The sequence below is a fragment of the Streptomyces sp. NPDC090025 genome (assembly GCF_044748125.1).
In the GTDB taxonomy this organism is placed as follows: Bacteria; Actinomycetota; Actinomycetes; order Streptomycetales; family Streptomycetaceae; genus Streptomyces.
The window spans coordinates 314,849-338,179 of sequence record NZ_JBIVFL010000005.1 but is presented as its reverse complement, the minus strand read 5'-3'; the positions used below and the strand labels follow the sequence as shown (position 1 = coordinate 338,179).

At 71.6% G+C, this 23,331-nt stretch carries 24 protein-coding genes and 1 tRNA gene; 14 read left to right on the top strand and 11 right to left on the bottom strand.

Features of this window, described 5'->3' with window-relative positions; translation table 11 throughout:
- The first annotated feature begins 108 nt into the window (after window positions 1-108).
- Window positions 109-507 (top strand): nuclear transport factor 2 family protein, encoded by a 399-nt coding sequence (locus ACIPXM_RS15785; RefSeq protein WP_401655474.1) that lies wholly within the window; start codon window positions 109-111, stop codon window positions 505-507.
- A gap of 19 nt (window positions 508-526) precedes the next feature.
- Here the strand turns inward: ACIPXM_RS15785 and ACIPXM_RS15780 are convergent, their stop codons facing one another.
- Window positions 527-931: a hypothetical protein gene (locus ACIPXM_RS15780; RefSeq protein ID WP_401655473.1), complete on the bottom strand. Its 405-nt coding sequence runs from the start codon at window positions 929-931 to the stop codon at window positions 527-529.
- The gene (locus ACIPXM_RS15775; protein WP_401655472.1) at window positions 928-1,818 is read right to left on the bottom strand and encodes a YqjF family protein; all 891 of its coding nucleotides are present in this window, start codon (window positions 1,816-1,818) and stop codon (window positions 928-930) included. The genes ACIPXM_RS15780 and ACIPXM_RS15775 overlap by 4 nt, the downstream gene beginning before the upstream one ends.
- A gap of 229 nt (window positions 1,819-2,047) precedes the next feature.
- Between ACIPXM_RS15775 and ACIPXM_RS15770 the strand changes: the two genes are divergently transcribed.
- Window positions 2,048-3,103, top strand: a complete 1,056-nt coding sequence (locus tag ACIPXM_RS15770; protein ID WP_401655471.1) for a glycoside hydrolase family 26 protein — start codon at window positions 2,048-2,050, stop codon at window positions 3,101-3,103.
- On the opposite strand, the gene ACIPXM_RS15765 is transcribed toward ACIPXM_RS15770, so the two are convergent.
- A complete protein-coding gene (locus tag ACIPXM_RS15765; RefSeq protein ID WP_401655470.1) occupies window positions 3,088-3,711 on the bottom strand; it encodes an NADPH-dependent FMN reductase in 624 nt (207 codons plus the stop codon). The two genes, ACIPXM_RS15770 and ACIPXM_RS15765, sit on opposite strands and share 16 nt — an antisense overlap.
- Before the next feature lie 260 nt (window positions 3,712-3,971).
- On the opposite strand from ACIPXM_RS15765, the gene ACIPXM_RS15760 reads away from it, so the two are divergent.
- Window positions 3,972-4,059 (top strand) — tRNA-Leu (locus ACIPXM_RS15760).
- 88 nt (window positions 4,060-4,147) lie between these two features.
- Here the strand turns inward: ACIPXM_RS15760 and ACIPXM_RS15755 are convergent.
- From ACIPXM_RS15755 to ACIPXM_RS15720, 8 genes are all read right to left on the bottom strand, one after another.
- Entirely contained in the window at window positions 4,148-4,981 is an 834-nt protein-coding gene (locus ACIPXM_RS15755) for a tyrosine-type recombinase/integrase (RefSeq protein WP_401655469.1), read from the bottom strand.
- A 219-nt stretch (window positions 4,982-5,200) separates the two neighbouring features.
- Window positions 5,201-5,383, bottom strand: coding sequence for a hypothetical protein (locus tag ACIPXM_RS15750; RefSeq protein WP_401655467.1), 183 nt, complete (start codon window positions 5,381-5,383; stop codon window positions 5,201-5,203).
- A gap of 9 nt (window positions 5,384-5,392) precedes the next feature.
- A complete protein-coding gene (locus tag ACIPXM_RS15745) occupies window positions 5,393-5,602 on the bottom strand; it encodes a DUF397 domain-containing protein (protein WP_401655466.1) in 210 nt (69 codons plus the stop codon).
- 396 nt (window positions 5,603-5,998) lie between these two features.
- The gene (locus tag ACIPXM_RS15740; protein ID WP_401655465.1) at window positions 5,999-6,184 is read right to left on the bottom strand and encodes a hypothetical protein; all 186 of its coding nucleotides are present in this window, start codon (window positions 6,182-6,184) and stop codon (window positions 5,999-6,001) included.
- Window positions 6,185-6,280: 96 nt separating this feature from the next.
- Complete coding sequence (locus ACIPXM_RS15735) at window positions 6,281-7,114, bottom strand: helix-turn-helix domain-containing protein (protein ID WP_401655464.1); 834 nt, start codon at window positions 7,112-7,114, stop codon at window positions 6,281-6,283.
- Entirely contained in the window at window positions 7,111-7,632 is a 522-nt protein-coding gene (locus ACIPXM_RS15730) for a DUF6879 family protein (protein ID WP_401655463.1), read from the bottom strand. The genes ACIPXM_RS15735 and ACIPXM_RS15730 overlap by 4 nt, the downstream gene beginning before the upstream one ends.
- Window positions 7,616-7,825 carry a hypothetical protein gene (locus ACIPXM_RS15725; protein WP_401655462.1) on the bottom strand — a complete coding sequence of 70 codons (210 nt, stop codon included), beginning with the start codon at window positions 7,823-7,825 and terminating at the stop codon, window positions 7,616-7,618. The genes ACIPXM_RS15730 and ACIPXM_RS15725 overlap by 17 nt, the downstream gene beginning before the upstream one ends.
- Window positions 7,826-8,140: 315 nt before the next feature.
- Window positions 8,141-8,767, bottom strand: coding sequence for a GNAT family N-acetyltransferase (locus ACIPXM_RS15720; protein ID WP_401655461.1), 627 nt, complete (start codon window positions 8,765-8,767; stop codon window positions 8,141-8,143).
- A gap of 143 nt (window positions 8,768-8,910) precedes the next feature.
- Between ACIPXM_RS15720 and ACIPXM_RS15715 the strand changes: the two genes are divergently transcribed.
- From ACIPXM_RS15715 to ACIPXM_RS15665, 11 genes are all read left to right on the top strand, one after another.
- The gene (locus tag ACIPXM_RS15715; RefSeq protein WP_401655460.1) at window positions 8,911-9,735 is read left to right on the top strand and encodes a Tat pathway signal sequence domain protein; all 825 of its coding nucleotides are present in this window, start codon (window positions 8,911-8,913) and stop codon (window positions 9,733-9,735) included.
- A gap of 197 nt (window positions 9,736-9,932) precedes the next feature.
- Window positions 9,933-10,757, top strand: a complete 825-nt coding sequence (locus ACIPXM_RS15710; RefSeq protein WP_401655459.1) for a dienelactone hydrolase family protein — start codon at window positions 9,933-9,935, stop codon at window positions 10,755-10,757.
- A 91-nt stretch (window positions 10,758-10,848) separates the two neighbouring features.
- The gene (locus tag ACIPXM_RS15705; RefSeq protein WP_401655458.1) at window positions 10,849-11,673 is read left to right on the top strand and encodes an arylamine N-acetyltransferase; all 825 of its coding nucleotides are present in this window, start codon (window positions 10,849-10,851) and stop codon (window positions 11,671-11,673) included.
- Window positions 11,674-11,859: 186 nt separating this feature from the next.
- On the top strand, window positions 11,860-12,849 hold the full coding sequence (locus ACIPXM_RS15700) for an alpha/beta hydrolase (RefSeq protein ID WP_401655457.1): 990 nt from the start codon (window positions 11,860-11,862) through the stop codon (window positions 12,847-12,849).
- Between the two features lie 295 nt (window positions 12,850-13,144).
- Entirely contained in the window at window positions 13,145-13,582 is a 438-nt protein-coding gene (locus tag ACIPXM_RS15695) for a hypothetical protein (protein ID WP_401655456.1), read from the top strand.
- Window positions 13,579-14,604, top strand: a complete 1,026-nt coding sequence (gene pstC, locus ACIPXM_RS15690) for a phosphate ABC transporter permease subunit PstC (protein WP_401655455.1) — start codon at window positions 13,579-13,581, stop codon at window positions 14,602-14,604. The genes ACIPXM_RS15695 and pstC overlap by 4 nt, the downstream gene beginning before the upstream one ends.
- A gap of 2 nt (window positions 14,605-14,606) precedes the next feature.
- Window positions 14,607-16,052, top strand: coding sequence for a phosphate ABC transporter permease PstA (pstA, locus tag ACIPXM_RS15685; RefSeq protein ID WP_401655454.1), 1,446 nt, complete (start codon window positions 14,607-14,609; stop codon window positions 16,050-16,052).
- Window positions 16,053-16,101: 49 nt separating this feature from the next.
- Complete coding sequence (gene pstS, locus ACIPXM_RS15680) at window positions 16,102-17,877, top strand: phosphate ABC transporter substrate-binding protein PstS (protein ID WP_401655453.1); 1,776 nt, start codon at window positions 16,102-16,104, stop codon at window positions 17,875-17,877.
- Window positions 17,874-20,462, top strand: a complete 2,589-nt coding sequence (locus tag ACIPXM_RS15675; protein WP_401655452.1) for a hypothetical protein — start codon at window positions 17,874-17,876, stop codon at window positions 20,460-20,462. The genes pstS and ACIPXM_RS15675 overlap by 4 nt, the downstream gene beginning before the upstream one ends.
- A 102-nt stretch (window positions 20,463-20,564) precedes the next feature.
- On the top strand, window positions 20,565-21,563 hold the full coding sequence (locus tag ACIPXM_RS15670) for a hypothetical protein (RefSeq protein WP_401655450.1): 999 nt from the start codon (window positions 20,565-20,567) through the stop codon (window positions 21,561-21,563).
- Window positions 21,564-21,610: 47 nt separating this feature from the next.
- On the top strand, window positions 21,611-23,185 hold the full coding sequence (locus ACIPXM_RS15665; RefSeq protein ID WP_401655448.1) for an Ig-like domain repeat protein: 1,575 nt from the start codon (window positions 21,611-21,613) through the stop codon (window positions 23,183-23,185).
- The last annotated feature ends 146 nt before the right edge of the window (window positions 23,186-23,331 follow it).

Sequence of the window (23,331 nt, the reverse complement as noted above, 5' to 3'; positions counted from 1 at the left end):
TCACGATCACCTACTCAATAAATTGAGTAGGTAGGCGGGGTGGGTGTACGTCCGAGGACGCGCACGCGAACGACTTCGAGCATTTCGAGGAAGAGGAGAGGGCCGATCATGCATCCGTTCCGCAAGGCCGTGGAGAACCGTGACATCGCCGCGATCGAGGCGCTGCTCGCCGAGAACGTCGTCTTCACCAGCCCGGTCGCCTTCAAGCCGTACCCCGGCAAGCCGATCACCGCGGCCATCCTGCGCGCCGTGATGCGGGTGTTCGAGGACTTCCGCTACGAGCGCGAGCTCGACGGGGCGGACGGGCGCGACCACGCCCTGGTGTTCAGCGCGACCGTCGGCGGCAAGCGCATCCAGGGCTGCGACTTCCTGCACGTCGACGAGGACGGCCTCATCGACGACTTCATGGTGATGGTCCGCCCGCTGTCCGCCGCGCAGGCCCTGGCCGAGGCGATGGGCGCCCAGTTCGACCGCATCGCCGAGGAGGCGGCGGCCGCCGGGAAGTGACGAGGCCCCGCGCGGGCCGTCAGGACCGGGGCGCGGGGTCGGGCCGGGGCACCGCGACGACCTGGACCTCGTCCTCGTACACGACCCGCCCCGGATCGTCGGTCTCGACCCGCTCCCAGGCCACCCCGTGCGCGGTGAGGAGCGCCAGGTAGCCGGGGACCCGGTCGAGCAGATGACGGGCGTCGGCCCGGAACCAGGCGACCGCGCCCGGGTTGAGCCCGTGGTCGTACACCGTCGGGTCCTTCACCGACGGATCCGGGTAGGCGGCGTCGTACCAGTCGTTGGCGGCCCGCCAGAAGCGGTGCTCGGCCGGGTCGAGCGCGCCCTCCCGGGCCAGGCCGTTGGCCAGCGCGAAGACCCCGGGGAAGTGGCCCCGGGGGTGGCGCGCCGTGCCCTGGAAACGGACGAAGCGGGCGGCGGTCACCGCGCCGGGCCGCCGTTCCGCTGGTGCGGCAGCGCGAGCGGGCTCCTGGCACCGGCCTCGGACGGGACGCGGGGCGGCGGGCCGAAGCGGACCGGGACGCCGGGGGAGTAGAGGACGCTCAGCGGCGGGCCCTTCGGCGCGGTGAGACCGGCGGCGGCGATCAGGTCCTCGTCGCAGGACAGCAGCTCGGCCCGGTGCAGCGGCCAGCGCGGATGGGCGTTCGGGAGATAGCCCGCCCGCCCCGGGACCGTGCTGTGCAGGCCCCACCGGGCGGTGAGGAAGTGCTCCAGCGGCGTCGGCTCGGCGATCGGGTCCCCGACCCGCACCGCGAGCGCGCTGCGCGCCCCGCGCGGTCCCGGCCAGCGGCGGCTGCTCGTGTACGTGAGGGTCGCGCCGTCCTGCCGGACGCTCATCCGCGACCAGACGTACGGGATGCGGAAGGCCCACCGCCCCACCAGCACCGGCAACAGCCGCGAGGCGTCGAGCGAGCGGAACACCACGCCACGCCGCCCGTGCGCGTCGACCGAGTACAGCCGGACGTTCGTCTCGGGGAAGCTCCCGAGATAGGGGACGCCCGGCAGCCGGAACCAGCCCACCCGGTGCATCCGGAACGCCACCAGACCGACGTACGTGACGCCGTCGAAGACGTCCGGCACCGTGCCCTTCGGCAGCAGCGGCGCGACCTCCGCCGGGTCCACCGCCCAGTGCAGGAAGGCCAGGTCGAGCCAGGACTGGGTGAGCAGGGTCGGGGTCGCGTCGTGCGGCGGGTCGACCGTGACCGGCTCCGGCGTGGTGCCGGCCGTCGCCTTGAGGTCCGGCGTCACGTCCGGCGGTACGGAGCCGGGCACGGGTATCGGGTCCGGCACGGGGCGCTGCGTCGACGGCATCGCAGCAGTATGGCAAACGGCCCCCGGACCGCCGCCGAGCGCCGGGCCCCGCCGCCCGCCTTTCCCGGTGCCGGGCGCCCGCCTGGAGTGGCGGCCCCGCCCCCGCTTCGCCAGACTCGTGATCACCACGCCCCGCCCGGGCCGCGAGCACGAGGACGGTCCCCATGACACACGACGAGGACCCGGCGGATCCGGCGGCCCCGGTGGCCGGGGCGCACCGGGTGACCGGGTGAGACGCACCGCCGTCGGTGCCCTGCTCGCCCTGCTCGGCACCGCCCTCACCGCCCAGCTGCTGCTGCCCGGCGCCGTCGCGGGCGGCGACACCGAGGCCGCCAGGTCCGCCGACGCGGCGCGCCCGGCCGTTTCGGTGACGGCCGCCGCGTCCGGAACGGCGCCCGTCCACGGATCGGCCGCGGGGGCCGCCGGGGCGGCCCGTACCGCGAACGGAGTCTTCACCGGTTCCGGCGCGGACGGCATCGCGCGCCTCGCCCGGTTCGAGAAGTGGCGGGGGCGCGGGCCGCTCACCGCGGGCCGGACCTATCTGCCGGGCGACGACTGGGAGAGCATCGAGGGGCCGGTCGCCTTTCTGCGGCCCTGGTCGGTCTGGCGGGCGGCGCGCGCCGGACGGTTCGTCGCCCTCAACGTGCCGATGCTCGACCGCAGCGAGGCCAGGCTGTCCGACGCCCGGGTGGCCGCCCTGCTCAAGGCGGGGGCGGCCGGCCGCTACGACCGGCACTTCACCGTGCTCGCCCGGCGCCTGGTGAGCCTGCGGCTCGCGGACACCGTGCTGGTGCTCGGCTGGGAGATGAACGGCGTCACCTACACCCACCGCTGCCACCCCGCGCCGGATCGCTGGCGGGCCTACTGGCGGCGGATCGTCCGGGCCATGCGGGCGGTGAAGGGCCAGCGGTTCCGGTTCGACTTCGCGCCGAGCCGCGGCCGGGACGCCGTGCCGTGGACCCGCTGCTACCCGGGTGACGCGTACGTGGACGTGATCGGCATGGACTCCTACGACCAGCCGCGCCGCGCCACCTTCCGGCAGCAGGTGGAGGAACCGTACGGGCTGCGCGCCCAGGTGACGTTCGCCCGGCGGCACCGCAAGGCCGTCTCGTACCCGGAGTGGGGGTTGTTCCGCAACGGCGACGATCCGGCGTACATGCGCGGGATGCTCGACTGGTTCCGCCGCCATCCGCCGCTCTACCAGTCCTTGTCGGACTACTGCCCGCACGGGGTGTGGGCGTGCGGGCGGCATCCGAGGAGCGCGAAGGTCTACCGGGGGCGGTGAGCGACGGGCGCCGGGCCGGGGCCGCCGCGCAGCGTGCCGAGCGCGGTCGACCAGGCGATGGTCTGGTCGAGGACGCCGTGCAGCGCCTCGGCCTGGAAGGAGCGCGGGGTGAAGGTGCCGGGGCCGGGGTGGTCGGTGCCGGGGGCGAAGTCGTCCGCCAGGCCGAGCAGTACGGTGTCGCGCACGGTCGCCACCTTCAACTCGGCGAAGACGGCCCGCAGATGCTCGATGGCGCGGACGCCGCCTGCCGTGCCGTAGCCGACGAATCCGGCGGCCTTGTCGTGCCATTCGGGGCAGAGCCGGTCGATGGCGTTCTTCAGGGCGGCGGGTACGGAGTGGTTGTGTTCGGCGGTGACGACGACGAAGCCGTCGGCGTCCGCGACGGCCGCCGCCCAGCGCCGGGTGCCGTCGTCGGCGTACCGGTCGTACGGGGCGTCCTCGGCGGGCGGCAGCGGTTCGTCGCGGGCCGGGAGGGCGAAGTCGGCGATGTCGACGAGGACGAACTCCGCGTCGGTGCGCAGGCTCGCCTGTCCGAGGACCCAGGCGGCGACCCCTTCGCCCCTGCGTCCGGGGCGGTGAGAACCCAGGATGACGGCGATCTTGGTCATGGCGGCGCACTCCTTCGTGAGTCGGCTTCAGGTTCGCCGGGCGGGCACGAGGTGGGGGCACGGGTGGGGGTGGCTTCGACCGTACGGGGCGGGGCTGGCGCGCCGGTCGGGACGGAAGGCCCGAAAGCGGGTGACGAGCGGCCCGCCGGAGCTGCCCATAGAGCCCTGACCACCGGAAACGTGGTGAACACCGGCTCGAACACCTGGTAGATTGATGTGCGTCGCCGAGGGCAGCAGCACTGCCCTCGACCACACACCCCGTCCGGGTGGCGGAATGGCAGACGCGCTAGCTTGAGGTGCTAGTGCCCTTTATCGGGCGTGGGGGTTCAAGTCCCCCCTCGGACACCAGCAAAGACCCTAGTTCATCTGGGGTTTTTTGCATTTCTGGGCTGTGGCGTGACCAACCACGTGACCAACGGCCCAGAGATTCCCCTGGTCAGACCAGGGATGACAGGCCGAGTCGGCCCGCTCCGGAGGCGGCCAGTCGGCGGGCTCCGTCCTTACGTGAGTGCCCGTACCGGGCCATCGTGTAGCCCGGCGAGTGGTGCCGGACGTTCGCGGACACCTCTACGGGGTTCTCCCCGGCCTCCAGATCGTTCGTGACCTTGCTGTGCCGCCAGTCGTGGACCCGGAAGCTCAGGAAGGTGCAGCCGGTTCCGCAGCGTGCGCCACCGCGCCGAGACCTTCTCGGGGTCCTGAGGGCCCCGGCCTCACCCCGGTACAGCTTGAAGCCGTCCCGGGCGAACACCAGATCGTGATCGACCCACTCGGAGCCGAGTCGCTCCCGCTCGGCGTCCTGGCGCTGCTCCTGCCACTTGAGGACGTTCATCACGGACTGATCCACGTAGATCAAGGCGTTGTCGTCGCCGTCCTTGGTCAGCTTCCGCAGCCTGTACGCATTCCCCTCCTCGACCACGACCCAGCCAAGTTCGATAGCCCCCTCGTCCCAGCGGATCAGGGACCAATGCATGCCCAGGGCCTCACTGCGCCGGACGCCGGTGGCGGCGTAGACGGTCCACAGCGGGGCGTCTCGAAGGCAGTGATGGGTCAGGCCGCCGTCACAGGCCCGGTTTCCGCACGGCTCCCGCACGGTCCCCAAGAACCGCGCCGTCTGCCCGTCGTCCAGGGGCTTGCCCTTGTTCGTGGGACACGGGGCCGTCTCCAGCAGCCGGTACAGATCGTCCAGGGTGTCATCCGTGACTTCGCACAGCTTCACGCCACTGATGCGCGGCTTGATGTGCAGACGGATCTTCGTCTCGTACCCGGCCACGGTCGTTCCTTCCTTCCTGTGGTTGCTCAGCCACTTGTCGAGCCAGTCACCCGACTTCATGTCCGAGCGGGCCACGACCTTTCCGGCCTCATGCTCAGTGATCCACTTCCGGAGCGCCTTCTCCGCTTCGGTCTTGGTCTTGTACTCCCGGCCTATCCAGTAGCGCTCCTGACCAAGGAACGCCCCTGCCGAGAACGGCAGGGGCGTTCGTTTGTCGGTTCACCGCCGTAGGCCCCGGAACTCTTCCAGCACCCGCAGCCCGGAGTTGAGCGTCGGCCGGTGGCCGGGGCAGAGCCTTTCCGAGGGCAGTGCCAGCACTTCCCAGCACACCATGCAGCGCATCACCCCGGAGTGCTCCGGGTCGTTCTCCACGCTGCCGCCGCACCGGGGACACTGGTCCATGACGACTCCCTACGCGGTCACGTCGAACTCTCCCAGCTTGGCACCGCCGAGGAAGTCGGTCCACTCCTCGGCCGTGAACTCGACCGTCTGACCGGTCACGGTGCTGCGGATCGCCACCTTGCCGGGAACGTTGGTCGCGACCGCCACACACCGAGGGTCGCTGTTGTTGTACTGGCACGTGCTGGACGTACGGAACTCGTATGCGGATGTCTTGGCCACTGGTGATCTCCGTTCGCTGTTGTGGTGGTGACCGCCCCTGCCGTGCCGGTCGGCGTCAGTCACGGCAGGGGCGGGGCCTTGAGGAGCGGGGCGGTGCCCTCGCTCGATGGGTTGGCGTAGCCGCACCGGGTGCAGGCGTAGCGACCGTGCACGCCGTGGACCCTGCAACCGCATTGGTGGCAGTGGTGCGTGGTGATCGCGTCTAGACGCGGCTGACCGTGTTCGGGGGTGCCAGCCACTCCCTACCGCCGTTCTCCGGGGCCAGGAACGCCATACGCTGGGGGCGACGCTCCGAGGGCATGACGGCCGGGTCCTCGTAATCGCGGATCACATCCCGGAGGATGTCGACGCGTCCATGTGCGTCCTGGACGAGCTTCCCGACATCCTTGTTGCTGATCACGACGGCTGCGGGCACGTGGTGCCCGAGTGCGTGTAGACGACGTTCGCCAGGGCGCCGGAGTCGGTGCCGGTGATGAATCCGCGCCGTACGCGTTCGTCCCGCCGGATCGGCTGTCCGCACCGGTGGCACTTGTGCCCCGCCGGGGCGTGAGTGCCGTATTCGTCCGTGATGTTTGCGGTCATGCCCGCGCCTCTCGATGACGTTACCTGTTGTTCGGTACGTCATCCTTCACGAGTGGACGCCGGGGTAGGCCGATCATTCGCGTCCCGGAATAAAGATTATCCTCGGCAACTTTCAGCCCAGTGACGGAGTAGGTTTCTAGCGTCATCGCCAAAGCGGGCGTGCTGTTCGAACTGAGTGAACACGGCGAGGTATTCAGAGATGTCGCGTGCATCTCGAAACACCATTCGTCCGGTGAAGTTCTCTACCGTCGCCAGCCGATTGTCATAGACCGTGAATGTGTTCATCGGGCCACGGCCGGTGGGTGTGCCCAGAGGGATGACCCCGATCCTCACGTTGGGCAGGTGGGACAGCGAGACCAGGCGATCGATCTGCACGGCCAGGGCGGGGCCGGGGACGATGGACCAGCGCGCTGCCTGCTCCGTCAGTAGGAACGTGAAGTGCTTCGCCGCGTTGAAGAGGACCGCTTGCCGTTCCAGCTTGCGGATCACCGTCTTCGGCGAGTCTCCGGGAGTGTGGCTCAGACTGGCTCGAATGTACTCGGGTGTTGCCAGGAGCCCGGTAATCATCGAAGGGAGGAAGTACCGGAGTTCTGTTGCCTCTGACTCCAGGGCCGCCAGCTCCGCCTGGCGCTTCTCCACGCCCCGGCGCCAAGAGGACCGCTTGTCCTGCCATTCGGTATTGGCGATCCGCGCGAGGGAGTTTATTTCCGTGATCACATCGGGCGGCGCGTCGAGCGCCCGCAAGATGCGCTCGACATCCATCAGGGTCGGCGTCTTCCGGCCCGTCTCGAACTTACTAATCTGGCTCTGAGACATATTGCAGCGTCGGCCGAGCCGTTCCCCGGTCAGGCCGGCCGCCTTGCGGAGGTTGCGCAGTTTCTCCGCAAGGTCGGTCCTGGACTGGCCTAGCTGCTCAGGCTCAAACGTCACACGTTGTCTTTCACGTACTCGGAGAACGGCACGGCGTGGGCCAGGGCGATGCGCTGCCACTCCAGGTAGGGAGCGACGTCACCCGTCACCAGTTCTCGATTGATCTGCGTACCGTCCGAGCGGAAGTTCAGGTGCACAACGCCTGTGTCGTCGAACATCCACCAGTCGGTTCCCGACAGGGGCAGCCCGTAGTCGTCGTGCGTGACGTCCAGGACGCGGATGTCCTCCCCGGCCTGGATGTTGCCGGGGATACCCCAGGCGAACTGGTACCGCTGGTAGTCAGTCAGCGGCTGCCGCACGATCCGCACGCGCCCGATGGTCCGCCCCGTTGTCACGAAGCCACGGACGCGCTCATGCCACCGCTCGTTGTGCCCGACCGGCTTGGGCTCGCCCCGGAGGAAGCGGGCGACGTTCTCGGCTTCCTTGGGCATGCTGTAGGTGGGCTGGGCTTCGAATCGCCACGCAACGCGCTCGTAGGCGTCGAACGTCCGCCGCCACTCGTCACCATCCAAGAGCACGGACAGCCTCCCTCAGCACCGCTTCCGGGATCTCCACCAGGGCCTCGCCCTCCGGCGGCTGGAAGGCGTTGGACACGTTGCCCTGGACGACGATGGCGCCGCTCTCCGTGCGGTACACGTTCGGGCAGTCGTCGTCATCACAGTTCGGGCCGTTGAGCTTGCCGGTAAGCCGCGTCAGGTCGTTGCGTGCCACTGGTTCCCCTCCCGTCGTCGGCCCCGATCGGGCCGCTGCTTGACGACGCTATGCAGGGCATCGCTCCTCGTCTATGCCGACTCCGGACTATTCCCGATCCGGCATAAACGATCTCTGGTGCTAAGGGTTGGCAACGCGACCAACGCATGACCAACAGCGGTCCGAAACGGCAGGAAACAGGGGGAATGCATGACCAACCGAGGCTGTCAACATGCGGCGTGTCTTGGTATCCGCGCAGGTCGCAAGACCAGTGGACTGGTGTCCGAGTGGAGAGTTCAAGTCCCCCCTCGGACACCAACCAACGAAGACCCCTGTTCAGCAGGGGTCTTCCGCGTTTTCCGGGGTGGCGCCGAGTCCGAGGGCGAGACTCATGAACAGCGCCGTCTCCCCCTCGGACGCGGTGCCGTTGTAGAGGGTCGTGTCCAGGCCGCAGAAGGCGAACCCCATCCGCTGGTAGGCGCGGATGGCGGGAGCGTTGATGTTCGTCACCTCCAGCCAGACGTGCCCGGCGCCGCACTCCCGGGCGCGGCCGATGGCGTGGCGCATCAGGGCCCGCCCGATGCCCCGGCTCCGATACGGCGCGGCGACCTCGATGTCGGCGATGACCAGGCGCCGGTTCCAGGGCTCGTACGTCGTGTCGACATAGCCACACACGAGTTCGCCGTCCAGCGCGACGAACCGGCGCGCGCCCTCCGAGCCCTCGTCGGCCCCGGCTTCGGTTCCGGCCTCGGGCTCGTCGTCGGGGAAGACCTTGTGCACCGGCGGGTCGAGCCGGGTGGGCCGCAGGGTGAAGCCGCTGTCGGAGGCGGCCACGTCGAAGACGGTGTCCGAGGTGAACTCGCCCCTGATGACGGCGGACCTGTCCTTCTCGCTCGCGGCCACGCGGTAGGTGACGGCCGACGAGGGCTCGGGCCCGGCCGGTCCGTGGTCAGGGAGCGTCATCTCCTCACCGTACCCGGCGGCCGCGCCACGGCAGTTCACTGTCAGGAACCTTTACTAACCGACCATTCAGGCGGCAGGATGGCGTGCACCCATCAAGTCGACCGGGCGTCGGCCCTCGGCTTCTCCCCCCATGGAGGTGGCGCATGACGCGTCGGCACACCGTCCCGCTCGCCCTCGCGGCGGCCCTCGGCACCCTCGCCCTCACCCTGTCCGGCGCGGCGTCCGCGTCCCCCGCGTCCCCCGCGGACCGGGCCCCGGCCCGGGCGGCCGCCGCCTGGACGCTCAAGTGGTCCCCGAACCCCGCCACCAACGGCCTCGGCGCCTTCGAGTCGGTCGAGGACGACCGGGCCGACTCGCACCCCGGCGGCGCCCCGCACATCAAGGTCGCCGGGGACGCCTACCGCTTCGACATGCACAAGGTCGACCGGGACAGCGCGACCGACCGGCAGCGCCACGAGGTCACCGGCAACCGGACCTCGTCGTCCTCCTACCTGTCATGGAAGCTCGGCGAGACCTGGCGGGTCACGTACTCCATGTACATCCCCAGCTCGCTGATGGCGACCACCACCTTCACCCACATCATGCAGACCAAGCAGCCCGGCACCGGCACCTCCCCGATCACCGTCACCTCGCTGCGCCGGGTGGACGGCGTCCAGACCATCGAGCACAAGATCTTCGGCGGCGACATCCTGGTCGGCCGGACGAACCTGACGCCGCTGCAGAACAAGTGGATCGACATCGAGTACGAGATCAAGATCGGCAACGGCACGGCGGGCTCGGTCCGCTGGGTCGTCAAGAGCGGCGGCACCACCGTGGTGGACGCCAAGAAGACCGGCGTCGACACCTTCCTCGCCGACCGGGTGCGCCCCAAGTGGGGCATCTACCGCTCCCTGGGGGACACTTCGGGCTCGCTGCGCGACACGTATCTGCTGATCCGCAACCTGCGCGCCTACCAGCTGACCGACTGAGCGGCCTCAACTCGACGGTGTTCACCGAGGTTCACCGAAGCCCATGGGGCGAACGCTGCGCCAACGGTGAACACCGGCCCGAGCGGGTGCGACGGTCAGTACCGTCGGGCCGTATGACGAGCCCGATGACGAGCCCGATGACGAGCCCGATGACGAGCCCGATGACGAGCCCGATGACAAGTCCGATGACAAGTCCGATGACGAGCCGTCCGACGACGATCAGCACCCGCACGGTCACCTACCCGGCCGACGGCCTGACGATGACCGGACACCTCGCGCTCCCGGCCGGTGCCGGGCGCGGGCCCGCGGTGCTGATCGGGCCCGAGGGGGTGGGGCTCGGCGATGTCGAGCGCCGCCGGGCCGAAGCCCTGGCCGAACTGGGGTACGTGGCGCTGGCCTTCGACCTGCACGGCGGGCGCTATCTGGCGGAGCCGGAGGAGATGCTGGCCCGGTGCCTGCCGCTGCTCGCCGACCCCGACCGGATGCGGGACATCGGCCACGCCGCGCTCGACGTGCTGCGCGCCGAACCGCGGGCCGACCCCGAGCGGATCGCCGCCATCGGCTACGGCACCGGGGGCGCGGTCGCGTTGGAGCTCGGGCGCGACGGCGTCGACCTGCGCGCGATCGGGACGGTCAACGCGCTGACCACAGGCCGGCCGGGCGAGGCGGCGCGGATCCGCTGTCCGGTGTGGGCCGGGGTCGGGTCCGAGGACCCGATCATGCCGCCCGAGCAACGGGTCGCGTTCGCCGAGGAGATGCGGGCCGCGGGCGTCGACTGGCGCCTGGTGGTCTACGGCGGGGCCCTGCACGCCTTCCACCACCCGCCGGTCGACCACGCCACGCCGCCCGGCGTGGGCCACCATCCGCGGCACGCGGAGCGCGCCTGGCGCGACATCGTCGCGCTGCTCGCCGAGTGCCTGCCCGTCACGGACCGAACCGGGCGGCTCCCGGGCCCTACGCCCCCGCCCCCGCCCGCGCCCGGGACCCGAGACGTAGGACCGGGGCTCGGACCCTGGTCCTAGGCCGGTGCGGGCGGGGACCGGGGCCCGGTCCTGGCGCGGATCGGGCCCCGGTCCGAGGCGCGGTCCGTACCGGGCCGCATACGGTGAGGGCATGAAGATCGATCTTGACGCCTATCTCGCCCGCATCGGCTGGACCGGGGAGCGCCGCCCCACCCTCGACGTGCTGCGGTCCGTGCACCGCGCCCATCTGACGAGCATCCCGTTCGAGAACCTTGAGCCGGTGCTCGGCAGCGCGCCCTCGCTGGCGCTGCCGGACCTGGAGGCCAAGCTGGTGCGCGGCGGGCGCGGCGGCTACTGCTACGAGCACAACACACTGCTCGCCGCCGCGCTGACCGCGCTCGGTTTCCGGTACACCCTGCTGACCGCGCGGGTGCTCGTCGGCGCGAAGCCCGGGGACATCAGGCCGCGCACCCATATGCTGATGCTGACCGAGGTGCCGGGGGAGTCCGTGCCGTACGTGACGGACGTCGGCTTCGGCTCGATCGGCTCGCTGCTCGACCCCGTACCGCTCGTCGCGGACACCGAGTTCGCCGACACCCCGCGCCGCCACCGGCTGGTCCTGGGCGACCCGCCGCGGGGCGGGACGCTGCCGCTGTGGACGCTGCAGGCGCACGGCGCGGATTCCGACGGCTGGGACGACCAGTACGCGTTCACCGTCGAGCCGTTCGAGGCGCCCGACTACGAGGTCATCAACTGGCACATCGCCACCAACCCGCGCTCGCCGTTCGCCCAGGGCGTCTACGTCCAGCGCACCCTGGCGGACCGGCACCTGTCCCTGAGCGGCCGCACCCTCACCGAGACCGCCGCCGACGGCACCCGCACGGAGCGCGAACTCGCGGACGCCGACGAGGTCCTCGCGGTGCTCCGCGAGGAGTTCGCGATCCGCCTCCCGGACGGCATCCGGCTGGACGCGTAGCGGTACGGCGGCCCGGCCGCCGCCGGGCCCGGGGCTACGCTCCGCCGACGCGTCGCCCCCGATCGCCCCCCCGCCCGCGCCGTGCACGCGGGGAACCCTGGTGGGCGGTGGGCGGGGGCTACTGTGCCGGATATGCCCCGGCCGTCCCGCCGTGGTGTCCGTCGCTACGGGAAGCAGGATCCGCGCATGACCGAGCACATTCCCCCGCACGTTCCCCCGCACACGCCCGTCCTCGAACCCGCCGCCGCCGCTTTCGCCGAGGCGACCGCCAAGCCGCCCTTCCTCTTCCAGCTGCCGCCGGACGAGGGGCGCGCGGCGGTCGACGAGGTGCAGGGCGGGCCGGTCGAACTGCTCGCCGTCGACGAGGAGTGGGTCACCGTCGAGGGCGGCCCCACCGGGTCGGTGCGGGCCCGGATCGTCCGGCCCGAGGGGGCCGAGGGGCCGCTCCCGGTGATCGTGTACATCCACGGCGCCGGCTGGGTGTTCGGCAATGCCCACACCCATGACCGGCTGGTGCGCGAGCTGGCCGTCGGCGCCGGGGCGGCCGTGGTGTTCCCCGAGTACGACCGCTCGCCCGAGGTCCGCTACCCGGTGGCCCTGGAGCAGAGCTGGACGGTCGCCCGCTGGGTGGTCGGCCAGGGTGCCGGGCACGGTCTCGACCCGGCCCGGATCGCCGTCGCGGGCGACTCGGTCGGCGGCAACATGTCCGCCGCGCTGACCCTGCTCGCCAAGGAGCGCGGCGGGCTCCCGCTCGTCCAGCAGGTGCTGTTCTACCCGGTGACCGACGCCCGCTTCGACACCGCGTCGTACCGGCAGTTCGCCGAGGGCTACTTCCTGCGCCGGGACGGGATGGAGTGGTTCTGGGACCAGTACACGACCGACGAGGCGGACCGGGCCAGGATCACCGCCTCGCCGCTGCGCGCCACCACCGAGCAGCTGGCCGGGCTGCCCCCGGCGCTGGTCATCACGGCCGAGGCCGATGTGCTGCGGGACGAGGGCGAGGCGTACGCGGACAAGCTCCGCCAGGCCGGGGTACCGGTCGCCGCCGTGCGCTACCAGGGCGTCATCCACGACTTCGTGATGCTGAACGCGCTCCGCGAGACCCCGGCCGCCGGATCCGCCATCGAACTGGCCGCGACCACCCTGCGCCGCGCCTTCGCCGCCGCGCGGGACTGAGCCGCCCGGCCTCACCGGCCCGCCCGACGGCCGACGTCTGGCGAGAAGTCGTCGATACGGCCGCGGACTTCGTGCCGCGATTTGTCCGAGCTTGACCGTTCTCGTTCAGTGCCCCGGGGGCCCGCAGTGGTCCCCGGGGTGCTTTTCGGACACCTCAGCGTCTCTCGTTCATGTGCGCTCCGTTCGGCCTTCACTCATCCGTGCACACAAGTCCCACACAAGTCCGCGACTCTCACAACGCTTCGGGCGAAAGGCCGGTTGCGGAGTGTCGCCCTGTGTGGGCAGCGGAGAGGGGGTGGTCTCCATGGTTCCGGCGCGATTCCTGTACGTAGTGCTCGGGGCGCGGCAGAGACCGGTGGGGGATGCGCAGCGGATCGGCTGGCGTCTCGTGGGTGCCAACCATCGTGAACTGGGGCGTAGTGCCCTGATGTTCGCCGACCCCGCCGAGTGTCTCGCGGCGGTGGTGCTGCTCCGCGAGCGGATCGCCGACGGCCGCGCGCTGTTGACCACCACGGGAACCGCGGGTGGCTGGGGGTGGCGGCTGGAAATCGATCAGCGTCCCGTCGCCGTCTCGGGTCGCCCGTACCAGCGTCAGCGCGACTGCCAGTACAACCTCGGCCAGTTTCTGAACGCGGTTCCGGTGGCCGAGCTCGCGGGTCCCTTCCCGGTCAGGTCCCAGCTGGGGACGCTGCCGAAGCCCGCGGGCGGTTTCGACCGGGCGGGTGTGCGATGACCACCTTCGTGACAGCTCCTCGGGACCGGGCGGCCGGGGCCGCCGACACCGCGCGCCGGGTGCCGCCCGGCCGTACCGAGACCGTCGACCGGGTGTTCCGCGGCGGGGCCCGGGGCAGCGGCGCGGTCGTCCTGGTGATCATGCTGCTGGTCGGTGTGTTCCTCACCTACCGCGCCACCCAGGCGCTCGGCGTGGCCCGCTTCGACTTCCTCACCGAGCCGCTGTGGGAGCCCGACGCCCACCGCTTCGGCATCGCGGCCGTGCTCACCGGCACCGTCCTGATCGGCCTGGTCGCGGTCGGCATCGCCCTCCCGCTGGCGCTCGGCACCGCGCTCTACATCTCCGAGTACGCGCCGCGGAAGCTGAAGCGGACGCTGGTCAGCCTGGTCGACCTGATGGCCGCCGTGCCCAGTGTGGTGTTCGGCCTGTGGGGTGCCTTCTTCTTCCAGGGGCACGTCACCGGGCTGTCCCGCTGGCTCGCCACGTACCTCTCCTGGATCCCGCTCTTCGCGGTCGACGGCTCCGACCCGGACGACCCGCTGCAGACCCTCACCGTCTACACCTCCTCGACGTTCATCGCCGGGATCGTGGTGGCGCTGATGGTCACCCCGATCGCCTGCTCGGTGATGCGCGAGACCTTCTCGCAGGCGCCGGCCGGTGAGCGGGAGGGCGCGCTCGCGCTCGGCTCCACCCGCTGGGGCATGATCCGCTCCGTCGTCCTCCCGTACGGCTGGGGCGGCGTGATCGGCGGCACCATGCTCGGCCTCGGCCGCGCGCTCGGCGAGACCATCGCCGTCTTCATGATCATCTCGCCGGTCTTCGCGGTGCAGCCGCACATCCTGCAGAACGGCGCCAACTCGGTGTCCGCGCTGATCGCGCTGCGCTACGGCTCCGCCAGCGAGTTCGGCATGTCGGCCCTGATGGCCGCCGGACTCGCGCTCTTCCTGATGACCCTCATCGTGAACTTCATCGCGTCCTCGATCGCCGCGCGCAGCCGCTCCGGCGCCGGAACGGAGGCCTGAGCATGACCACCGACCTCCTGCCCGGCCGGCCCGGGCAGCCCGAGGCCGCCGCCACGGCCACCACGGCGGTCCAGGCGGGCCCCGCCGACGAGGTGAACCCGCCCGGGCGGACCGTCCGGCCCGCGCTGCTCCCCGCCGAGCGCGGCCCCGAACCCCGCCGCAGCACCTCCTCGGTGCACGCCACGGACCTGCTCGCCCTCGCGGGCGCCGCGCTCGGCTCGCTCGCCCTGACCACCCTGCTGTTCGTCTGGGTGGCGCCGTTCGACACCGTCCTCGGCTTCGTCGTCGTCGCCTACCTGCTCTTCCTCACCGTGTACGGGGTGCTCATCGGCCTCGACGAGTCGGCCGTGGCGGTCCGCGACAAGGTCGCCGCCGTCCTGGTGCAGAGCCTCGCCGCGCTGCTCCTGTGCGCGCTCGTGCTGGTCGTCGGCTACACCCTGTGGCGCGGCCACGCGGCGCTCGGACACCTCAACTTCTTCGTCGAGGACATGTCCAGCACCGGACCGCTCCAGCCGCTGTCCGACGGCGGTGTGGTGCACGCGATCATCGGCACCCTGGAGCAGATCGGCATCTCGCTCGCCATCACCGTCCCGCTGGGCCTCGCCTGCGCGGTGTTCCTCAACGAGGTGCCCGGACGCTACGCGCGTTTCGTCCGCACCATCGTGGAGGCCATGACGGCGCTGCCGTCGATCGTCGCCGGTCTCTTCATCTACGCCACGGTCATCCTGATCCTGGGCCTCGGCAAGTCCGGTTTCGCCGCGTCCCTCGCGCTCGGCGTGATGATGCTGCCGATCATCATCCGCGCCGCCGACGTGGTGATCCGGCTGGTGCCGAGCTCGCTGCGGGAGGCTTCGTACGCGCTCGGCGCCAGCCAGTGGCGCACGGTGTGGACCGTGGTGCTGCCCACCTCGCGCTCCGGGCTCACCACCGCCGTCATCCTCGGCACCGCCCGCGGCATCGGCGAGACCTCGCCGGTGCTGCTCACCTCCGGCGCCACCGCCGAGCTGAACCTCAACCCGCTGGACGGGCCGCAGGTCTCGCTGCCGCTGGCCACCTTCCAGCTGGTCTCCTCGCCGCAGCAGACGCTGATCGCCCGCGGTTTCGGCTCGGCCGCGCTCCTGATGGCCCTGGTGCTGCTGTTGTTCATCGTGGCCCGGGTGATCGGTGGCCGCGGCCCCGGCGAGCTCACCCGCAACCAGCGGCACCGCCGGGTGGTCGCCTCCCGGCGCGACGCCGACCGGATCGCCGCCCGGCACGCCCGGGAGAAGTCCTGGCCGGTCGAGGCCGTGCCCGACGCCGCGGTCGCGGCCCCGGCGGCAGCCCCGGCCGAGGTCCCCGCCGACGCGACGGCGTACGGCCCCGCCGACACCCCGGCCCACGCCTCCGCCGAGGCCCCCGCCGACGCCCCGGGCACCGGGCGCCACGCCGGCCCCGCAGCGGCCGAATAACCCACCCCGTACCTTCCCCGCACCCTCACCCGACCAGGAGTTCGCCGTCATGCCCGGATCGCCTCCGGCCTCCCCCGCCTTCCTCCGTACGAGAGCGGTCACCGCCCTCGTCCTGCTGGCCGCCCTGGTCTTCGGCGCCACGCTGACGGGGGCCGAGCCCGCGGCCGCCGCCACCTATGTGCCGATCTCGGGTGCCGGTTCGACCTGGAGCCAGAACGCGCTCGACCAGTGGCGGGCCAACGTCAAGCAGTACGGCATGACCGTGAACTACAACGGCACCGGCTCCTCCGACGGCCGCAACCAGTTCCGCAACGGCACCGTCGACTACGCCGTCTCCGAGATCCCGTACGGCATCAAGGACTCCGGCGTGGTGGACTCCCCGCCGTCCCGGAAGTACGCCTACATGCCGATCGTGGCCGGTGGCACCTCCTTCATGTACAACCTCGTCATCGGCAACAAGCGGGTCACCAACCTGCGGCTGTCCGGCGAGGTCATCGCGAAGATGTTCACCGGGCAGATCAAGACCTGGAACGACCCGGCGATCAAGGCCGACAACCCGGCGCTCGCCAACGCGCTGCCCGCCCGCCGGGTGGTCCCGGTGGTCCGGTCCGACGGCTCCGGCACCACCGCGCAGTTCACCACCTGGCTGAGCAAGCAGCACGCCGGACTGTGGGACGCCTACTGCGGCCGGGCCGGACGGTCCGCGCCGTGCGGCGCCACCTCCAACTTCCCGCTGGTGCCCGGCTCCGGCTTCGTCGGCCAGTCCGGCTCCAACGGTGTCTCCGGCTACGTCGCCCAGGGCAACAACATCGGCACCATCACGTACGTCGAGTACTCCTACGCCGTCTACACCACGGGCTTCCCGGTGGCGAAGGTGCTCAACAAGTCCGGCTACTACACCGAGCCGACCGCCCGGAACGTGGCGGTGGCGCTGACCAAGGCCCGGATCAACAACGACGCCTCGTCGCCGAGCTACCTCACCCAGATCCTCGACGACGTCTACAACGACTCCGACCCGCGGGCCTACCCGCTCTCCAGCTACAGCTACATGATCGTGCCCACCCAGCTGGAGGCGAACTTCAACAACCAGAAGGGCAAGACGCTCGGCGCCTTCGCCTACTACTTCCTCTGCCAGGGCCAGCAGAGCGTCGACAACCTCGGCTACTCGCCACTGCCGATCAACCTGGTGCAGGCCGGACTCGACCAGGTCCGCCGGATCCCCGGCGTCCAGCAGGAGAGCATCAACATCAAGTCCTGCCACAACCCGACCTTCTCCAGCAACGGCACCAACACCCTGGTGAAGACCGCCCCGTTCCCGGCCGCCTGTGACAAGAAGGGCACGGCGCAGTGCGCCACCGGCACCGGTGGCGCCAGGACCCCGACCCAGATCGGCGGCGGCAACGGCGGGAGCACCGGCAACACCGGTACGGCCAACGGTGGTTCGGGCTCCGGAGGGTCCGGCTCCAACGGCGGTACGACCACCGGCAGCGGCAACGGCGGTGGCACCACGGCCGGTTCGGCCACCGCGGGCGCCGGGACCGCGGGCACCGCGGGCGGCAAGGGCGGCGCGACCGCCGCCGGGACCACCGCGGGCGCCGGGGCGGGCGGCGGCGCCGTCGACCCCGACACCGGCCAGGCCGTCGGCAACGGCGCCGCCGGTGGCGGCCAGGGCGCCGACGCCTTCGCGATGCCGGTGACCAGCTCCCGCAGCATCGGCAGCGGACTGCGCACCGCGCTCATGGTGGTGGCCGGACTGCTGCTCGTCGCCGTCACCGTCGGCCCCCCGATGATCGGGCGGCTCCTGAAGCGAGGCGGCGCCTCGTGATCCGGATGCTCCCGGCGGTCCGCCGCTTCCTGGCGACGAGCCTCACCGTCGCCCTCACCCTGTTCGCCGTCATCGGCACCGCCGTCCTGGTGTCGGCGCCCGCCCCCGCGCAGGCCGCCGACTCCCGATCGAAGGTCACCGTCTCGGGCCAGGGTCCGTACGCCGGACTGAAGTTGACGGTCAGTCAGACCCGTAATCTGGTCAACCAGGTGGTCAAGATCTCCTGGGAGGGCGCCAAGCCGACCGTCTCCGACACCACCTACGCCGCCGACTACCTCCAGATCATGCAGTGCTGGGGCGACGCGGCCGCCGGACCCGACCCCGAGCAGTGCCAGTTCGGCGGCACCTCCGCGCTCGGCGCGGGCGCCGGGAGCCAGGCGGCCGGCGCGTACACCAACACCCGGCAGCTGACCTACGGGCGGCTGAAGGACCCGGCGCAGAACCTGCCGCCGATCACCGGCACCGGCAACGCCTACGTGCCGTTCCGCTCGGTCACCGGCGACACCAGCGCCAAGGGCAACTGGAACGAGTTCTACGACTCCAACACCACCAACGAGGTGCCCTACGCCCGCAGTGGCCCGGACGGCACCGGTGAGGTCTGGTTCGAGACCCAGACCGGGCTCGAGGCCCCCGGCCTCGGCTGCGGCGAAGTCCCCGCCGGTGCCTCCGGCGCCACCGCCGGACGCTCCTGCTGGCTCGTCGTGGTCCCGCGCGGCCAGACCGAGGTCGACGACTCCGCGTACACCACCCAGCCCAGCGGGATGCTCCAGTCCTCCCCGCTGTCCGCCACCAACTGGGCGCACCGCATGGTGATCCCGCTGCGCTTCGAGCCGATGGGCCGGTTCTGCCCGATCGGCGCCGTCGAGCGCGGCACCCTCGGCCACGAACTGGTCGCCGAGGCCGTCTCCCGCTGGCAGCCCGCCCTGTGCCAGTCCGGCGGCAGGACCATCTACGGCTACGCCCAGGTCACCGACGACACCGCCCGCGCCAAGCTGGTCTCCGGCACCCCCGGCCTGGTGTTCCTCGGCCGCCCCGCCGAAGCCGCGCAGATCCCCGCCGGACAGCGGCCGGTGTACGCCCCGGTCGCCCTCACCGGCCTCACCATCGGCTTCTTCATCGAGAGCCAGGCCGGGTTCAACGCCCCCGGCGACGTCAAGGCCCGCGACGGCGCCCGGCTCGACTCGCTCGACCTCACCCCGCGCCTGGTCGCCAAGCTGCTCACCGAGTCCTACCCGGACGGCAACTCCCGGTTCGCGCCCAGCACCCAGGGCAACCCGTACAACCTGGCGCACGACCCGGAGTTCCTGAAGCACAACCCGCGCTACAAGAACCTCGACTTCCGCGGTGGACTCGGCGACCTCATCGTCCCCGAGGCGCTCTCCGACGCGGCCTGGGAGCTGTGGCGCTGGGTCCAGCAGGACCCGGCCGCCCGCGAGTTCCTCAAGGGCACCCCCGACAACCAGGGCGCCCACGGCGACGCCTCCTTCAGCGGCATGAAGGTCAACCCGCACTACCGGTCGATGGAACTGCCCCGCAACGAGTTCCCCAAGAGCGACCCGTTCTGCCAGCAGTTCTCCGACCGCGCCGACCACCCGCTGTGCATCCAGGACAAGCACCCGTACGCCATCGACATGCACACCGGGGCCCGCGCCGCCGCCCGCGGCGACACCCTCGCCCGCACCAACTGGGACAACACCTCCACCCCGCCCGGCTACAAGAAGGACCCGCCGCAGCCCGGCGGCAAGCGCGCGGTGCTCGCCCTCACCGACACCGCCACCGCCGCCCGCTACGGCCTGGTGACCGCCCGGCTGCAGAACGCCTCCGGCACCTTCGTCGCCCCCGACAACCGCGGACTCCTTGCCGGCCAGGCCGCCATGAAGCCCGGCACCGGGGGAGTGCTCCACCCCGACCCGGCCACCAGGAACCGCGCCGCCTACCCGCTGACCCTGCTCACCTACGCGGCCACCGTGCCCGAGAAGCTCACCCAGCGCGAGGGCAAGGACTATGCCGCCCTGCTCGGCTACGCGGCCGGTGACGGACAGCGCCCCGGCGTCTCCGCCGGAACCCTGCCCGAGGGGTACGCCCCGCTGCCCGACGCGGTCCGCAAGGTCACCCGCACGGCCGCCGCGGCCATCGCCGCCCGCGCCGACGCCAAGCCCTCGGGCAACGGCTCCACCGCCGGGAACACCAGCTCCGGCCAGGGCACCACGGCGGGCTCCGGGAGCTCCGGCGGCTCCGACGGCGGCCAGGGCACCGGCGGTTCGAACGGCGGCGGCGCCAGCACCGGCACCAGCGCCGGAACCGGCGACCACGCCGCGGCCGCCGCGGGCACCAGCGGCTCCCCGGCCCCGGGCACGCCCGCCACGAGCAAGCCGGCCCCCCAGCCCGCCGCCGCGGCCGACGACAGCACGTCCCTCACTCCCGAATGGGCGCTCGGCGCCGTGCGCTACGCCCTCCTGATCGCCCTGATCGCCGGTCTGGCCGCCGCCGTCTGCGGCCCCCTCCTGCCGAGGGTGGTGCCGCGGCTCTTCGGCCCGCGCGCCGACCGGGACTCCGGGACCCCCGCCGCCAAGACGGGGAGGTGATGCCCGACCCCACACCTTCGACAGGTCCGCGCCAACGAACTGTCCGAAACATCGCGCCGGGCATCACCACCCGGCGAAAGCCTAACCCGAGAGGTATCGCACGTGAACAAGTCAAAGGCCGCCGTCGCCGCCGTGGGTCTCGCCGGTCTCCTCACCGGCACGCTCTGCGCCACGCAGGCCGTCGCCGACCCGTCCGGGCCGCCGCCGTACCGCCAGCTGGCGGGTGTCGGCTCCGACACCACGCAGGACGTCATGAACGGCCTGTCCAACGTCGTCACCATCAACGGCCAGAAGGTGATCGGCTCGTACGACGCCACCGGCTCGGCGAACATCACGACCAAGGACCCCGCGACCACCCCGGGCTGCACCATCCAGCGCCCGAACGGTTCCGGCGCCGGCCGCACCGCCCTGCTCAACTCCCTCCAGGCGAACAACAACTGCCTGGACTTCGCGCGCTCCTCCAGCCTCAGCCTGGGCGCCGCCAACCCCGGCCTGACCTACGTGCCGTTCGCCGTGGACGGCGTCAGCTACGCGATCACGCCCACCAGCACCGTGCCGCGCAAGCTGTCGCTCGCCGACCTCAAGGCGATCTACCACTGCGACCCCAACTACGTGGGCAGCGGCCCGAACTTCGGTCTGACGGTGTACCTGCCGCAGGCCGGCTCGGGGACCCGCTCCTTCTGGGAGTCCCAGATGGGCATCACCGAGGCCGATGTCGTCGGTGGCGTCTACCCCTGCATCAAGGACGTCAAGGGCGGCACCCCGGTCCAGGAGCACGACGGCCGCGTCCTCGACGACAAGTCGATCGTGCCGTTCTCCATCGCGCAGTACAACGCGCAGAGCTCGCAGACCATCGCCGACCTCCGGGGCCGCGCCCTGCTCGGCACCGTCGACGGCAACGCCCCGACGGTCCTGAACACCGGCTTCGGTGTGAAGCGTGACGTCTACAACGTCATCCCCACCAGCAAGCTCAACACCGCGCCGTGGAGCAACGTCTTCGTCGGCCCGAACGCGCTCATCTGCCAGCAGCAGAGCGTGATCAACACCTATGGCTTCGCCGCCAACCAGAACTGCGGCGACACCAGCAAGCAGACCCCCTGATCACGCACCCGCTCATTTCAACGCCTTCGGAGAAGGAGCGCACGACTGTGTGGAAGAGCACGCTCTCGCGGACCGTCGCGGGTAGCCTCGCGAGCCTGGTGGCGGTACTGGCGGGCGGCATCGCCCTCGCCCCCTCGGCGTCCGCCGCCGAGATCGGCACGGCCTCGGTCACCCCGGCGACCGGCAGCGACACCTCCAGCATGTCCCTCACCACCACGGGTGCCTGCCCGGCCAACGCCACCAACATCATCGTCTCGGTGACGGGGTCCGGCTTCCCGGCCGCCGGTCAGAACGTGGTCGGCAACTCGCCGATCACCACCTACGGCACCACCCCGGACGGCGGTCTCGTGATCCCGCTGTCCCAGACCATGCGGGACTACGCCAACACGGCGGGCTTCACCAACCTGACGGGCAAGTACACCTTCCAGGTGACCTGCCGCACCGCGTTCAACGGCACCAGCCTCGGCGACTTCCCCGCCTCGGTCTGGTTCACCTCGAACACGGCCTACCAGAACACCGACCCGGCCGTGAAGAACGACACCACCACGTCACTCGCCGTCGCCCCGGCCGGCCCCTCGGTGGAGGGCACCGCCCTCACCCTCACGGCCAACGTCGGCCCGGCCGGTGCCACCGGCACCGTCCAGTTCCGCGACAACGGCACCGCGCTCGGCTCGCCCGTCGCGGTCTCCGCCGGCCGCGCCGCGCTCACCACGTCCGCGCTCACCCGCGGCAACCACGCCCTGACCGCCGAGTTCCAGCCCGGCAGCCCGGCGTACAACGGCTCCACCTCCGCCGTCGTGACCTACACGGTCCAGGCCGCCCCGGCGACCCCGACCACCACGGCCCTCGCGGTCTCCCCGGCCGGCTCCGCCGACCAGTACAGCCCGGTCTCCCTCACGGCCACCGTCGCGCCCGCCGCGGCCGCCGGTTCCGTGAAGTTCCAGGACACCGTCGCGGGTGCCACCAGCACCCTCGCCACCGTCCCGGTGACCGGTGGCCAGGCCGCGTTCACCACCAGCAGCCTGCCCTCCGGCGACCACTCCTTCACGGCGGTCTTCGTCCCGGCCGACTCCGGCAGGTTCACGGGCTCCACCTCCGGTGCCGTCCCGTACGTGATCGGTGCCTTCAAGGGCGTCACCGCCTCGCAGTCCATCACCACGACGGTCGAGTCGGGCGCGCTGGTCATCAGCGTCGCCAACCCGAACGTCACCCTGCCGTCGCCGCGCCTGAACACCGACGGCGACCTGCTCCAGACCACGGGCGCGATCAACCCGGTCACGCTCACCGACACCCGCGCCGGCAACCCGGGCTGGTCCGTCAGCGGTCAGGTGACCGACTTCTCGGACGGCGGCGCCAACAAGATCAACGGCCAGAACCTCGGCTGGACGCCCAAGGTCGTCGACAAGGGCGCCTCGCAGACCGTGACGCCGGGCTCCGCCGTCGCCGCCGCGCACGGCGTCGCCGTCGCGGACGCGGGCACCGCGGGCCTGAAGTCCTCCCGTTCGCTGGCCAACGGCACCGGTCTGGGCACCGCCCACCTCGGCGCCGACCTGGCCCTCGACGCGCCGACCTCCACCAAGGCCGGCACCTACACCGCCACGCTCACGCTGACGGCCATCTGAGCCCCGACGCCTGACGCCTGACGGCACCCCGGCCGGGGCGGGCAGCCCGCCCGCCCCGGCCAACCCCCCCCAGGCCACCGGGGGGTGTCCGGCCGAACGGACCGGGCCCGCGACCGCAGCGCAGTGCACCGCACCGCGCGCACCCG

Excerpts from the sequence above, each read along its gene's own strand:
- ACIPXM_RS15785 (WP_401655474.1), top strand. The coding sequence starts at position 109 with ATGCATCCGTTCCGCAAGGCCGTGGAGAACCGTGACATCGCCGCGATC.
- ACIPXM_RS15775 (WP_401655472.1), bottom strand. The coding sequence starts at position 1,818 with ATGCCGTCGACGCAGCGCCCCGTGCCGGACCCGATACCCGTGCCCGGC.
- ACIPXM_RS15765 (WP_401655470.1), bottom strand. The coding sequence starts at position 3,711 with ATGACCAAGATCGCCGTCATCCTGGGTTCTCACCGCCCCGGACGCAGG.
- ACIPXM_RS15750 (WP_401655467.1), bottom strand. The coding sequence starts at position 5,383 with ATGGACCAGTGTCCCCGGTGCGGCGGCAGCGTGGAGAACGACCCGGAG.
- ACIPXM_RS15740 (WP_401655465.1), bottom strand. The coding sequence starts at position 6,184 with ATGACCGCAAACATCACGGACGAATACGGCACTCACGCCCCGGCGGGG.
- ACIPXM_RS15720 (WP_401655461.1), bottom strand. The coding sequence starts at position 8,767 with ATGACGCTCCCTGACCACGGACCGGCCGGGCCCGAGCCCTCGTCGGCC.
- ACIPXM_RS15715 (WP_401655460.1), top strand. The coding sequence starts at position 8,911 with ATGACGCGTCGGCACACCGTCCCGCTCGCCCTCGCGGCGGCCCTCGGC.
- ACIPXM_RS15710 (WP_401655459.1), top strand. The coding sequence starts at position 9,933 with ATGACGAGCCGTCCGACGACGATCAGCACCCGCACGGTCACCTACCCG.
- ACIPXM_RS15705 (WP_401655458.1), top strand. The coding sequence starts at position 10,849 with ATGAAGATCGATCTTGACGCCTATCTCGCCCGCATCGGCTGGACCGGG.
- ACIPXM_RS15700 (WP_401655457.1), top strand. The coding sequence starts at position 11,860 with ATGACCGAGCACATTCCCCCGCACGTTCCCCCGCACACGCCCGTCCTC.
- pstC (WP_401655455.1), top strand. The coding sequence starts at position 13,579 with ATGACCACCTTCGTGACAGCTCCTCGGGACCGGGCGGCCGGGGCCGCC.
- pstA (WP_401655454.1), top strand. The coding sequence starts at position 14,607 with ATGACCACCGACCTCCTGCCCGGCCGGCCCGGGCAGCCCGAGGCCGCC.
- pstS (WP_401655453.1), top strand. The coding sequence starts at position 16,102 with ATGCCCGGATCGCCTCCGGCCTCCCCCGCCTTCCTCCGTACGAGAGCG.